The sequence below is a fragment of the Maricaulis sp. genome, from assembly GCF_034670125.1.
Classification (GTDB): Bacteria; Pseudomonadota; Alphaproteobacteria; order Caulobacterales; family Maricaulaceae; genus Maricaulis.
In genome coordinates this window covers 25,990-40,044 of sequence record NZ_JAXMOC010000001.1, presented here as the reverse complement: position 1 = coordinate 40,044, position 14,055 = coordinate 25,990, and the positions used below count along the sequence as shown (strand labels likewise).

At 64.3% G+C, this 14,055-nt stretch carries 10 protein-coding genes; 7 read left to right on the top strand and 3 right to left on the bottom strand.

Features of this window, described 5'->3' with window-relative positions:
* Positions 1-2: 2 nt before the first annotated feature.
* Positions 3-1,718 (bottom strand): autotransporter assembly complex protein TamA, encoded by a 1,716-nt coding sequence (locus VOI18_RS00130; RefSeq protein WP_323760393.1) that lies wholly within the window; start codon positions 1,716-1,718, stop codon positions 3-5.
* A 72-nt stretch (positions 1,719-1,790) separates the two neighbouring features.
* Positions 1,791-3,116: an oxygen-independent coproporphyrinogen III oxidase gene (gene hemN / locus VOI18_RS00125; RefSeq protein WP_323760392.1), complete on the bottom strand. Its 1,326-nt coding sequence runs from the start codon at positions 3,114-3,116 to the stop codon at positions 1,791-1,793.
* A 224-nt stretch (positions 3,117-3,340) separates the two neighbouring features.
* Between hemN and zwf the strand changes: the two genes are divergently transcribed.
* From zwf to VOI18_RS00090, 7 genes are all read left to right on the top strand, one after another.
* A complete protein-coding gene (gene zwf / locus VOI18_RS00120; protein ID WP_323760391.1) occupies positions 3,341-4,816 on the top strand; it encodes a glucose-6-phosphate dehydrogenase in 1,476 nt (491 codons plus the stop codon).
* Entirely contained in the window at positions 4,800-5,528 is a 729-nt protein-coding gene (gene pgl / locus VOI18_RS00115; protein ID WP_323760390.1) for a 6-phosphogluconolactonase, read from the top strand. The genes zwf and pgl overlap by 17 nt, the downstream gene beginning before the upstream one ends.
* A gap of 25 nt (positions 5,529-5,553) precedes the next feature.
* On the top strand, positions 5,554-7,413 hold the full coding sequence (gene edd, locus VOI18_RS00110; protein ID WP_323760389.1) for a phosphogluconate dehydratase: 1,860 nt from the start codon (positions 5,554-5,556) through the stop codon (positions 7,411-7,413).
* Positions 7,414-7,478: 65 nt separating this feature from the next.
* Entirely contained in the window at positions 7,479-8,327 is an 849-nt protein-coding gene (locus VOI18_RS00105; RefSeq protein WP_323760388.1) for a DUF3108 domain-containing protein, read from the top strand.
* A gap of 402 nt (positions 8,328-8,729) precedes the next feature.
* On the top strand, positions 8,730-10,775 hold the full coding sequence (locus VOI18_RS00100; protein ID WP_323760387.1) for a toll/interleukin-1 receptor domain-containing protein: 2,046 nt from the start codon (positions 8,730-8,732) through the stop codon (positions 10,773-10,775).
* Between the two features lie 55 nt (positions 10,776-10,830).
* The gene (locus VOI18_RS00095; RefSeq protein ID WP_323760386.1) at positions 10,831-11,439 is read left to right on the top strand and encodes a hypothetical protein; all 609 of its coding nucleotides are present in this window, start codon (positions 10,831-10,833) and stop codon (positions 11,437-11,439) included.
* Between the two features lie 47 nt (positions 11,440-11,486).
* Entirely contained in the window at positions 11,487-13,313 is a 1,827-nt protein-coding gene (locus VOI18_RS00090) for an adenylate/guanylate cyclase domain-containing protein (RefSeq protein ID WP_323760385.1), read from the top strand.
* Here VOI18_RS00090 and VOI18_RS00085 read toward each other — a convergent pair.
* Positions 13,296-13,982, bottom strand: a complete 687-nt coding sequence (locus VOI18_RS00085) for a Crp/Fnr family transcriptional regulator (RefSeq protein WP_323760384.1) — start codon at positions 13,980-13,982, stop codon at positions 13,296-13,298. The two genes, VOI18_RS00090 and VOI18_RS00085, sit on opposite strands and share 18 nt — an antisense overlap.
* Between the last annotated feature and the right edge of the window lie 73 nt (positions 13,983-14,055).

The window sequence follows — 14,055 nt, the reverse complement described above, 5'->3', positions numbered from 1 at the left end:
GCTCAGAAGGCCTGGCCGAGGCTGAAATATATCTGGAATGCCGGCTCGCCGCTGCGGCGGTCGAGTGGCGTGGCGATGTCTATGCGAACAGGCGCGAAGTCAAAATAGTAGCGGGCGCCGACACCGATCGCGCTGCGCATGGCGCCGAACTCCGGGGCGTTGAGGTCGGAGGCGATCGCATTGTCGACGAAGGCCACGGCACCCCATTCGGGGGTGATCCGCCACCGCAATTCGGTGCTGATTTCGACAACTGACAGGCCGCCGAAAGGTTGCCCGTCACTGCCAACGGGGCTGAGGGACTGGTACTCGAAGCCGCGCGCGGATCCGCCGCCGCCGGCAAAAAAGCGCTGATCGGCCGCGAGCGTGGTAGCCGAGGTGCCGAGAACCGATCCGATGCGGGCCCGCCCTGCCGCAACCAGAGTGTCACCCAGCTGGAAATAGCCGGCCGCCCGCGCATCCAGGCGAACATAGCGGCCGTCCACGTCGCCGAACGTTACCGCGGGTGTCCCCTGCAGCGACAGGCGAACTCCGGCCGTCGGATCGAGCGGGTCATTGCGGCTGTCATAGGCTCCGCTCAGGTCAAAGGCCGCCGTGACAATGTCCCGTTCGCCGTCGACATCCGTGACCCGCGAGGTGTCGAGCGCAAGGCCGGCGCCATAGGTGCGCCGGCCATCCCGGCGAATGATGCCGATTCCGGCCTCGATCTCGTCCTGGTCATAGGCGTCTGTGGTTTCTCGCGTCAGGCCCGAATGGAGAAAAAGTGTCTGCGCATGGCGACGCCAGTGGGGGCGCTCGATCCGAGCCGAAGCCGACTGGTTCAGGGTCGCCAGCGTGGTCGACAGGGTCAGGGTTTCATCCCGCCCGAACATGTTGCGGCGGGTCCAGCGAATGTCGGCGCCGGCGCCTTCGCTGGTCGAATAGCTCAGGCCGGTTTCAATCGTGTGCCTTGCAGCGGCTGTCAGCGAAACATCGATCGGGCGTTCGGCTGTTCCAGGGACGGGCGGTCCCAGTGCAACCCGGGCCGAACGGACACTGGCCAGTCCATCAAGTCGCCTTTGATAGGCCAGCATCTCTTCACGACTGGCCGGTCCGCCGCGTTGGAGCGGTGAAATGCGGGCGATGAACTGCGGGTCCCACCCACCGGTTTCGCGGCTGACTTCGCCATAACGCGAAAAGGGCCCGGGCTCGAAGCGGAAGGTGATCAATCCGTCCCGCCCGGCGTGGTCGATCACTACTTCACGGTCCAGCAATTCGGCGTCGGGCCAGCCGCCATTCTGCAATGCCCTCAAAGCGCGCGCCTCGGCGTCGATGACCGGCTGTGCAAGAAGGGGCGCGCCCGCCGGCAGGGCAATGACACCCAGAACCCGCTCGCGGGCGTCGCGGTCCCCATTGGTTTGGGCGTCCACACGGCCGACCGTGAATTGCGGGCCGGGAAGCACGCGCAGGCTCGCGCCGCGCCGTTCATCGACATAGGTATCGACACGGGCCGTGTAGTAACCCCGCGACCGCAACAGGCGGCGTGCCCGATCGGCCGCCGTCCGCGCATCGCGCATGGCGCTTGTCGCCGGGATGTCCGCTGACGTGTCACGCTCTCCCACGGCCGCGACCAGGGCAGCCAGAAGCTCGGCGTCGCGCACGCCTTGGACCTGTGCCAACGGCTCGGCGAAAGCTGCCGGAGCGGACAACAGGACAAGGACTGAAAGAAGGGCGGTTCTCAAACCGGGTCACCATGGAACTCGATCCAAGGTTTATAAGGCCCGGACGGCGACCTGTCCTCCCCTATTGTGGCGTCAGACTGCGACGCTGTGTTGATCCGTCGAGAACCGGAATTCCGGATCGAGGCGCGCAGCAAGGTTGCGGACATAGGGGCGACCGGCTTCGGTCAGGATGATCCGCCCCCTGTCAATTCGCGCGAGGCCGTCCTCGACCATGTCCGCGATGCGGTCGAGCCGATCGGCGGGTTCGAGCCGGGTTTCGAAGTGGCACAGCAAATCGGCAATCCGGGTGGCGACGGCCCGCTGGGCGGGGGACCGTTCGGTGCCGCGTACCAGCATGTCGGCGTTTCCGGTGACGGCCGTGGCATAGCGGACCGGGTTCGGTTCTGTTTGCACATAGCCCTGTGGGCATTCGCTGATGGCTGATGCGCCCAGTCCGACCAGTATCGTCGACGGGTCTGTCGTGTAGCCCTGGAAATTGCGCCGCAAACCGCCACCGCGCGAGGCTTGGGCGAGCGGGTCGTCCGGTCGGGCGAAATGGTCCAGTCCGATCCGGTCATAGCCGACTTTGCTGAGGGCCCGGCCGGCGGCCTGCATCTGGTCGAAACGCTCGGCGGCAGCCGGAAGCCGGTCCTCCGGAATGGCGCGCTGATGCTTCTTGAACCACGGTACATGGGCATAGCCGAACACGGACACGCGGTCGGCGCCCATCTCGGAGATGGCTTCAGCGGTGTCGCACACATGCCTGACCGTCTGGGCCGGCAGCCCGTACATCATGTCCATGTTGATGGCCGTGATGCCGACCTCCCGCAATTGCTCCACGGCGGCCTGCACTGTTTCGCGCGGCTGGATCCGATGGATCAGTTTTTGAACCTCCTCGGACAGGTCCTGCACGCCCAAACTGACGCGATTGACGCCGGCCTCGGCCATCGCTTGGCACAATTCCTGATCCAGTTCGCGAGGGTCGAGCTCAACGGCTATTTCTGCGTCCGGCATGACATGGAACGCGCTCCGGATGCGGCGCATCACAGTCCGGAATTCGTCAGCTTTCAGCATGTCCGGAGAACCCCCACCGAAATGGATATGGCAGACCCGCGCGTCTGCCGGCGCGATTTCCGCACGACGCTTGATGTCGGTATCGAGTGCCGCGAGATAGTTGCGCACGCGTTGATGGCCGTTCGGAATGGTGGTGTGGCAACCACAGTACCAGCACATGGATTTGCAGAACGGGATGTGGACATAGACCGACAGGGCCGGGGCATCGCCCTGCTGGCCCATCCAGTGTCGCCACTGATCCAACCCGGTCCCGCCACGAAACTTCGTTGCCGGCGGGTAGGAGGTATAGCGCGGCACGGTCTCGAGTGCGTACTTGGCAATAAAGGTCGGTTCGGTGGAGGGCATGCGAGAACGTCTCCATAAATAAATTGCGAGAATAGGACGAAGCGGCGTTGGCGGGCATGCGCCCAAAGCGCGCAGGTGCCCGTCACGGCCGGTGTCCGGGCGGTGGACCATGGAGATCGAGGTCGACCATGTGATGTGGGCATGTTAGGGGTAACATAAATCCAGCCGCCGACGCTCGCAGGTCCGCGCCCGCAGGCTGGGCAGCGTCAAGCAGGAAGCCGGAAATGGCCAAACTCGTACCCGTTGAACCGTTTGATATCGTTGTTTTCGGAGCGACAGGCGATCTGGCGTTGCGCAAATTGATCCCGGCCCTGTTTCACCGCTGGTGTGATGGACAGATTACCGATGACAGCCGGATCATCTGCGCGTCTCGCGATGCCATGGAGTCGTCTGCCTTTCAGGAGTTGGCCGCGACCCATGTGATCACGGCCGCAACATCGGCCGAGCGAAAGGCGTCCTGGGCCGGGTTTGCGGGTCGCTTGAGATATGTTTCCGTTGATGCGTCAAGCGAGACCACCGGATGGCAGGACCTCGCCGACGCGCTCGACCCTGATGAAAGCAAGATCCGGCTGTACTATCTGGCCCTTCCGCCCTCGATATATGGTTCGATCTGTGCCGGTCTGGCGGCGCACAAGCTGAACACGCCCAATGCCCGCATCGTTCTGGAAAAGCCCATCGGATCGAACTACCACACGGCCCGGGCGATCAATGACAGGGTCGGGGAGGTGTTCCTCGAGAACAACATATTCCGTATCGACCACTATCTGGGCAAGGAAACGGTCCAGAACCTGTTGATCCTGCGGTTTGCCAATTATCTGTTCGAACCGCTCTGGAATGCCAACGGGATCGATCATGTCCAGATCACCGTTGCGGAGTCGCTGGGGGCGGGCAAACGGGCCAGCTATTATGACCGGTCCGGTGCGCTGCGTGACATGGTCCAGAACCACCTGCTGCAGCTCGCCTGTCTGGTCGCCATGGAACCGCCGGCCTCACTCGATCCGGACGCGGTCCGGACCGAGAAGCTGAAAGTTCTCAAAGCTCTCAGGCCGATCACCGCGGCCAATGTGACTCAGGATGTGGTTCGCGGTCAGTACCAGGCGGGTGCGGTCAACGGCGGGACGGTGCCTGGCTATGCCGATGAAGTCGGCCATGCGACGCAGACCGAGACGTTTGTTGGCGTGCGGGCCCATGTCGACAACTGGCGCTGGGCGGGGGTCCCCTTCTATCTGCGGACCGGCAAGCGCATGGCCGCCCGCCGCTCCGAGATCATCGTCCAGTTCAAGCCCATTCCGCATGATGTGGTTGGAGCAACCGCCGGCACGATGCGGCCCAATCGCCTGGTGATCCGGCTGCAGCCCGACGAAGGCGTCAAGCTGATGCTGATGACCAAGGATCCGGGGCCGGGCGGCCTGCGCCTGCGTTATGTTCCGCTCAATCTCGCCTACGCCGAACATTTCGACCACGACTATCCGGATGCCTATGAGCGTCTGCTGATGGCGGTCGTGCGCGGCAATCTCAGCCTGTTCATGCGCCGGGACGAAGTCGAGGCCGCCTGGCGTTGGGTCGACGGGATCATCCAGTCCTGGGACGACAGCCAATCGCGACTGTACAGCTACCAGGCCGGAACCGACGGACCGCCACAGTCGGCCTTGTTGCTCGCCCGCGAGGACAGGGAGTGGTTCGATGGCGCGGATGAGTGAACAGCCGAGTGCACTGACCGTCCATGCCGACGGGGACGCGATGGCCGCGGCGCTTGCCGGGCCGGTTGCTGCCGCCTTGAAAACAGCGATCGAGCGCACCGGGTCAGCCGTGCTGGCAGTTTCCGGCGGTTCTACGCCGGCCGCCCTGTACCGGCACCTGGCCGGCACGGACGTGGACTGGGCCTGCGTGCAGGTGGTGCTGGTGGACGAACGCTGGGTGGAGCCGGGCGAGCCCGGGTCAAATGAGACATTCTTGCGCTCGACGCTGATGACCGGCAGGGCCTCAGCCGCTCGTCTGATCGGCTTGAAGTCGCAGGGCGGGACACCGCTGGATGGGTTGGAGGAAGTGGCGACACGATTGTCTGACGTTCGTTTTCCCCCCGACGTCGTCATTCTCGGCATGGGAGAGGATGGCCATACGGCTTCCTGGTTTCCGCGAGCCGACGGACTCGAAACGGCCCTGGCCGAAAACGGTGCACCGGTTTGCGCGATCCGGGCAAAGCAGACAGCGGTCACAGGAAGTCTCACCGACCGCATCACCCTGACCCGCGCCGCTCTCGCAGGGGCGGGCTTGAGCCTCCTGCTGATTGCGGGCGACAGCAAGAAGGCGGCGCTCGAGGCGGCGCTGGCAGACGGCCCTGTCGCCGACATGCCGGTCCGTGCCGTGCTGCGCTCGGAAACCGACCGGCCGGACATTCACTGGGCACGATGAGCGCCTGAACGAACGGAAGACGATGATGACCCAGACGATCAATGCAACGCTCGCCGCCGTCACTGACCGCATCATTGCCCGGAGTGCTCCGACCCGAGCTGCCTATCTCGCCCAGATTGCCGGCGCGAGGGAGGCAGGGCGCAACCGCTCGACCCTGTCATGCGGCAATCTTGCTCACGGTTTCGCGGCGTGCGGTGGTGATGACAAGCGGGCCCTCAAGGATGGCGGGTGGGCCAATGTGGGGATCGTCACTGCCTACAATGACATGCTGTCAGCGCACCAACCCTTCGGGCCCTATCCGGCGCAGATCAAGAAAGCCCTCAACCAGGTGGGGGCGGTTGGGCAGGTCGCCGGTGGAGTGCCCGCCATGTGTGACGGTGTCACCCAGGGTCAACCGGGCATGGAGCTGTCGTTGTTCAGCCGCGACGTGATCGCCATGTCGACCGCCGTCGCGCTGTCCCACAACATGTTTGATGCGGCCTTGTGCCTCGGCGTTTGTGACAAGATCGTGCCGGGGATGATGATCGGCGCGCTGCGCTTTGGACAATTGCCGGTCATATTTGTACCCGCAGGCCCGATGCGCTCCGGCCTGCCCAATCCGGAAAAGGCGAAGGTCAGGCAGCTCTATGCCGAGGGCAAGCTGGGTCGTGATGCCTTGCTGGAGGCCGAAAGCCAAAGCTATCACTCGCCCGGCACCTGCACGTTTTACGGGACGGCGAACTCTAATCAGATGCTCATGGAAATCATGGGTTTGCACATTCCCGGTTCGGCTTTCGTCAACCCGGCCGACCCGATGCGGGCCGCCTTCACCCGGGCCGCGGCCCAGCGCGCGGTGGCGATTACTGCCGACACGCCAGACTACGTTCCGATGGGCAAGGTCATCGACGAAAAGGCGCTGGTCAATGCCATCGTCGGCCTGCACGCAACCGGCGGCTCGACCAACCACACCATCCATTTGATCGCCATCGCCCGGGCAGCGGGGATCGTGATCGACTGGCGAGATTTTGATGCGCTCGCGGCTGTGACGCCCCTCCTTTGCCGGGTCTATCCGAACGGCCCCGCCGACGTGAACCATTTTCATGCTGCCGGCGGTCTGGGCTTTGTCATTCGCGAGTTGCTGGACGCCGGCCTGCTCCATGATGATGTGCTCACGGTGATGGGGAGGGGGTTGAGGCGTTATGCCAGTGAAGCTCTCCCCGACGCGGGTGACGGCCTCACCTGGAAGCCGGTCGACGGGCCGTCCGCGGACCTGTCCATCGTCCGGCCGGTCGCCGAACCCTTCTCGGCCGACGGCGGACTGAAACTGCTCGATGGCCCGCTGGGGCGCGCCGTGATCAAGGTCTCGGCCGTCAAGGAGGAATATCGAACCGTCGAGGCTCAGGCGGTCGTGTTTGAGAGCCAGGACAGCTTCCTGGATCGTTTCCGGGCTGGTGAACTGGATCGCGACTTCATCGCGGTGCTGCGGTTCCAGGGTCCGCGTGCGAACGGCATGCCGGAACTCCACAAGCTGACCCCCGCTCTGGGTGCGCTGCAGGACCGGGGGTTCAAGGTCGCACTGGTTACGGACGGTCGCATGTCCGGTGCCTCCGGAAAGGTGCCCGCGGCCATTCATCTCAGTCCGGAGGCGGCGTTGGGCGGGCCGATCGCCCGCGTGCGGGACGGAGACCTGATCCGTCTCGATGCCCGGACGGGTGAGCTGTCCATTGCCGCCGACGGGTTTGCCGATCGTCCCCTGGCGGCAGCGCCGGACATGATGGCTGCCGGCATGGGGCGGGAATTGTTTTCCGGCTTCCGTCAGCTTGCGGGACCGGCCGAGGAAGGGGCGCTCTCGGTTCCAGGTCTGGTGACAGCCTCGCTCGCTGACAGCGCCTTGATTCCGGCCTGACCCGCCATCATCCTGCCGTAGATTATCGCCAGTCTGGCGACCGATTGTTCGGATGGGAATGACACATGCGTGGACGTGGTTTGGTGCTGGGTCTGGCTCTGGGTCTCGTGACCTGCTTCGGCCTTGCAGATGGTCGCAACCTGTTGCCCGGTGCGGAAGCATCCACCTCGGGCCTGGCGTGGGACGCGGCGAACGGGATTGGCGTCACCGCGCGCTATGCCTCGTCGGTCCTGATATTCAAGGTCGGGGAAATCACGCTCAATGCCCGGTTCGATGAGGATGGGTATCAGGCCGACAGCGTCATTGAAGCGGCCGGGCTGGCCACACTCTTTACGGACTTTGACATCCGGGCGGAGGTCAGTGGCCGCGGCGGGAGTGGCGGCCGGGAACCATTGGTCTACGCCCATACCGAGCGAACGGGTACGAAGGTTCGCCATGTCCGGGTCGATTTCGCGGACGCTGTTGCCCGGTCTGAGGTCGAGCCCCCGTTCGGATCCTGGGGCGTTCCGCCTGCCAGTGCCAGCGACCGCACGGGGGTGATTGATCCGATGACCGCCTTTTTTGAGTTGTCGCGGCGTCTCGAACGTGGCGATGGATGCGAGGGCCGGCTCCCGGTCTTTGACGGCAAGGCCCGTTATGACCTGCGTCTTGAAACCGTTGGCATGGAGCGTGTCAGGACGCGTGGCTGGCGCGGTGAGGCCCTGGTCTGCCATGCCTGGTACGAACCGATCTCCGGCTATGATCCCGAGGACTATCCCAGCGCCGGCGAGTTGCGACACCCGCTGGTCCTCTGGCTCGCCCCGCTGGTTGGCGAGAATGGCCATTTTCCGGTGCGTCTGCATACGCGAGCGGGCTTCGGCGGTGTGACGATCGAGCTCATGAGGCTGGATGTGACCGGCGCGGGCGTGCAATGACAGCGAAACATCGGCGAGTGTGACTGCCATCACATGTCGAGCGGCAATCGCGGAGTAGATTGCCGCTACCGCTCATTGAGCGGCCCCAAACCCCGAGCCAGCTTGCTGTACCGGGAACGGCGGGGCACGAGACCTTGCCCATGCGAAGCCCCAACTTCGCCTTGTGCCCCGCCGCATTTCGGAATCGCGAGCCATCACCACCGCAAAACAGGGCGTCTGTCGCAAGTCTGCCGCGGCGGCGTTGTGCGGAGGTGAGCCCGAAGCCCGCTGGGCATGGGCGATGACCGTGCCTGGAACAGAAAAGTGTTGAAAGCCGGGTTGGCTGCGGCATCCTTGGCTGCTTGCGGTTGCACAGCGTCGACGAAACACCAATGATGGCCGTCTCGAGTTTGGGGACAGGTGATGGGTGTGGGTACGCGCTACAAGGCGTTCATCAGTTACAGCCACAAGGATCAGGTGTTTGCGCGCCGGTTGCATCGCCAGCTGGAGACCTACAACATCCCGTCGAGGTTGGTCGGGCGTGATACCGGGAACGGTGCCGTTCCGCGTCGTCTGACACCAATTTTCCGGGATCGTGAAGATCTTGCGGCGACCCGTGACCTGACGGCGTCCGTCCGCGACGCCCTTGCGAACTCTGACGCATTGATCGTGATCTGTTCGCCGGATGCGGTGGCATCGCGTTGGGTGAACGAGGAGATCCGGACCTACCGCCAGCTCAATCCTCTCGGTACGGTGCTGGCCGCCATCGTGGCCGGCAATCCCGATGCCGACCCGGACGCCGGGCCGGACGATGGCTGCTTTCCGCCGGCGCTGCTGGAGCCGGGGGTCGATGGAGTACGGTCCGAACCGGTAGCCGCTGACATGCGGCCGCAGGCGGACGGACGGCGGATGGCGTTGCTGAAGCTGGTGGCGGGACTGATCGGGGTCAGCCTCGATCAGTTGATCCAGCGCGACATCCAGCGCCGCCAACGACGCGTGACGGCCATCACGGGCGCGTCAGTTGTCCTTTCTGTAATCATGGCCACTCTGACGCTGTTTGCCATCTCGGCCCGGTCCGAGGCGGAGCGGCGCAAGGCCGAGGCCGAGGACCTCATAGAATTCATGCTGAATGATTTGCGAGACAATCTTGAGCCGGTCGGGCGCCTCGACGTCCTGGATGCAGTGGGCGCAAAGGTCATTGAATACTACGATGGCCAGGCCGGCGGCGCGATGACGACCGACGAGCTTGGTCGGCGGGCAAGGGCCTTTCATCTTCTCGGGGTCATTGACAGTGCCCAGGGTGATCTGGAGCATGCCTACGAGCATTTCCGCATTGCCTACCAGTCCACCAGCCGGATCCTGGCAGTGGAGCCGATGATGGGTGAGCGGGTCTATGAGCATGCACAAAGCAGCTATTATGTCGGCTATTTCGCCTGGCGCCGTGGAGATCTCGTTACCGCCGAACAGAGATTTGGCGAGTATCGTGACCTCGCCTACCGGTTGATCGAGATAAATCCCGACAATCCCGAATGGCAGACCGAGGTGGCGTTCGCGCATTCGAACATGGGCGCGTTGTTTGTTGCCCAGCGTCGCTGGGATGACGCGCGGGTTGCCGCGACGGCCGCCTTGGAACAGTTTCGCGCGATCGCCGCCGACCGGCCCGACAATGATCCGGCCTGGCTGGAAGTATCGGAAACCCTGGCCTGGGTCGCATCGATATCGGAAATCACGGACGGTCGTGAAGTCGCGATGGGGGTCCTTCGGGAGCAGCTTGATCTTTATGAAAGCGGTCGGGTCAATCCGACAGATGACTGGCGTGTGCGCCGGTCGGTGATTGCGGCCGAATATGCCTTGGCGCGGCTGCTGATTGCACCGGGCAGCCACACACCGCCCGCCGATCTGCAGATGGCCCTGGAAATACTCGAGCCGGCGTCTCTCGAGGCGGCCGCCCTGATCGCACACGAGCCGGAAAACCTGGAGTGGCGCCTGATCGGAGTGCGGCAGCGCCTTTGGCTGGCCCAGGCCGAGCTGCATGCCGGCCGGGTGGAATCGGCCCGCGATGCCTATGTCGCGGCGACCGGCTTCATGGCGCATGAGGCGTGGGCTGCGGCCGAAGGGGCACGCTTCGCCGTCAGCCGACTTCATGCCAGCCTGATCGAGGGCCGCATATTCGCCGCCCGCGGCGACCTGCCGGCCGCCCAGGCTTCGATCGAGCACATGTTGAGCGCCCTTGGCCAGGTCGATGATTGGTCGGGCGCGGTCGATCATGCACCTTACTATTATGCGGCGGGCGCCAACACGCTTGCCGACGTGCTTGAAACTCAGGGTCAGCCAGCCGCGGCGCGGCAAATCCGTGAGGAGATTGTCCGTCGGCTGGATCCCGTACAGGACCGAATCCGCAGCGACTCCGCTGCCGAGCTGCGCTATGCGCGGGAGTCCCTCGAAAGCGAGCTGCAGACCACCGAGTAAGTCCGGTCGGCCCTGATGCAGGGCTGGTGGCAAGGCGCCAGAAGGGGACAACCACATGGCAGTGATCGACAAGGACGCGTTCAACGGGTCCATTATCCAGGAAGAGTTGTTGGTGGACTGCGGCCTGTTGCCCACGCAGACCCAGATCAGCCTGATTGCGCGGGCTCGTGATGGCTTCACCGTCATGAACGGCAGTGATGCCGGTCGTGAAATGTTCGATGAAACCGAGATCGCGGACATTTTCGTCGTTTTCGCTGAAACCGTGAATGCCTTCGACGATGCTGACGCATCGACCCTGCGCACGGCAGTGGGCGCCGCGCTCGCCGGAATGTGGACGCCTTGTGGTGCGGTAACGCCCTGTCCGTTTGATCAACATGTTCACGGTCGAACCCGGATGATTTTCAATCTCCACGTCCCGGGTTGGGGATTTGAAGAGGCCCGCATCAAGTTCAAGGGCAAGGACCCGACCGGCCAGTTCTGCGGGCTGGACTGGCTCACCCTGAATGGTGAAAACTGCAAGCCCTACAGCTTCCAGATACAGACCCAGCCGGTCGAGGCCCCTGTCGACTATGAATTCGCGCTTTTCATCAATGCGTCCCAGGATGCCGGCAACCAGGCGACACGGGTCATCATCGATCCGGGGGTTCGTCTCACGCCGCCCTGACCGGACCAGGCGCGCGCCCTACAGCTCCTGCGGTGGGGCGCCCGGGGATGCGTGAGCGGATCATCGACCGTTTCAACCAGGGCGATCTCGCGCGCGCCTATGATCTGTGTCAGGACGGGCTGCGGGAGTGTCCGGATGACCACTGGCTCAAGCACCGGGCGGTGCTTTGCCTGATCCGATCCGGTGCACTCGAGCGGGCCGCTGCCGTCTATCAGGATTACAGGCTGTCCGAAGTCCGCGATGACGAGGACTGTCTCGCGGTCGGGGCCCGCCTGCTGAAGGCGCTCGCGCTGGAATCGTCCGGTCAGGCCTTTGCCCGTCTGGCGCTGGAAAGCGCCGACAAATACGCTGATGTCCATGCCCGCACAGGCGGCCACTATCCGGCGATCAATGCCGCCAGCATGTATATGCTCGCCGGTCGGTCGAAACAGGCTGAAACCTACGCGAAGCGCGTCCTTTTCGGCGCCTTCGAGACCGCTTTGCCGTCCCGGGAACAAGCCTACTACCGGCACGCCTCCCAGGCCGAGGCCTATCTGTTGATCGGCGACCTGGCCGCGGCCCGGTCGACCTTGCGGGACGCCTTCCGCCAGGATCCGGGCAATCATCTGGCTCACGCGACCACCCTGCGCCAGTTGCGATTGCTGGTTGCGGTGCTCGGCCTCGACGCCGACTGGCTTTCGCCGCTGGAGCCGCCACGCCCGGCCCACTTTGCCGGCCATATTTTCGGTGCCGGAGAGGGGGTCGGACAGCTGGGGACAAGCGAGGAGAATCGCCTGCGCGATACGGTCGACCTGTTGCTCGCGCGCCACCATGTCGGCCCTGTTCATGGTGCCCTGGCAGCCGGCTCGGATATCGTGATCGCGGAGGCGGCGCTGGCGCGGGGATGCGAACTCAATCTTGTGCTGCCGGTTCCGGTGCCTGTGTTTCTGGACGCGTCGGTGCGCCCGTTTGGCGACTCATGGGTCTTGCGTTTCCAGGCCTGTCTCGATCAGGCCGAGAAAGTCGTCGAGCTGACGACGGACCGGCGCATTGCATCCCCTCAGGCGCTCAATTTCTCGAGTATTGTCGCCATGGGACTGGCACGTATGCGGGCCAATGTGCTGGCCACGACACCCGTTCAGATACTCGTGGCCGACAATGCCGAGGCGTGTGCGGCGTCGACGTTCGGCACCCATCATGATGGCGACGTCTGGACAGCCTGCGGCCTCGACCAGGTGCGGATCGCCTATCCCGGCACGCGGTGTGCCGGCGCCCCGGTAACCCGGAGCGCGCCGGTTCTCGAGCCGGGTTTTCAGGCGGTCATGCGGGCCATGCTCTTTCTCGACATCGCCGGGTCATCATCGGTGCCCGACGACCGGGTCCCGCATTTCGTCCAGGCGGTGCTCAAGCCGCTGGCCGATTGCTGCGACGGGTTGGCCGCCCCCGCCGTGCACGCAGACAGCTGGGGGGACGGCATGTTCCTGGCCTTTGATTCGGTCAAGAAAGCCGCCCTGGCGGCGGATGCGCTGCGCCAGGCATTCGCGGCCATCGACATGGGCGAGCACGACCTGCCGGCCACGATCGGGCTGAGGATTGCCGGCCATTTCGGCCCGGTCCATGAGGGTGAGGACCCGCTGCAGAAACGCCCGTCCCTGTTTGGCGGCCAGGTCGCGGTCGCTGCCAGGATCGAGTCGGTGACCGTTCCGGGGTCGATCTTCGTCAGCGAGGCGTTCGCGGCGGCCCTGGCCATGTCATCGACCGGGTTCCGAAGCGAGTATGTGGGCCAGATCCGGATCGACGCGCTGATGCCGGAGCAACGGCTGTATGCCTTGCGGGCGACCGCGAGCAATGCCGTCGTCGGCTTGCAGATGAGCGGCTCAGCTGGAGCCGCGTAGGCGATCTAGCTGGTCAGGATCGACCAGCTCGATCCGCCCGTTGAGTTTCTCGAGCAGGCCCTTGCGCTGGAGGTTGTTGATCGTGCGGGATGCGGTCTCGCGGGTCGAATTGACACGCATGGCCAGCTCTTTCATCGATGGCGCCGGCTCGATCACGCGGGCGGTCCCGTCCGAGCCGACCGGGCGCGACATGCGCAGGAGTTCGGCATATATGCGGCCGGGTGCCGACAGGGCCGAAAGTTCGAACATGCGCTGTGTGGTGTGCTGGACCCGGCGCGCGAGCAGCTTGGCCAATGCCAGCCCGATCTCGCCATGCCGGCGCACCAATCCGAAGAATTCCGTGCCGTCATAGATTGCGAGGTCACAATCGCTTTCCGCAATGATGCCGGATATCCGTGGTGCGCCGGTCAGGGCCGCCAACTCTCCGAAAACGGCTCCCGATCCGAACGCATCCAGCCAGATTTCCTGACCATTCTCGGACAACAAGACCACGCGGGCCCGGCCTCCCAGCAGCAGGAAAACCCGGTCGTCGGCTTCATCCTGGGCGATGATAACGGTCCCGGCCCCAACGCGGACACGCTCGGCCTCTGCGACCAGATCGCGGCGGGCACCGTCCTCACGGATATCGAGGCTTGCAAGGGCAGCGGTCCAGGACGTGTCGAGTTTCATGCCTACCCCCGGCTCGGCAATCTAAGGGAACGATCATCGCAACAGGCCGCCAAAATGAATCGGCTTGAACAAA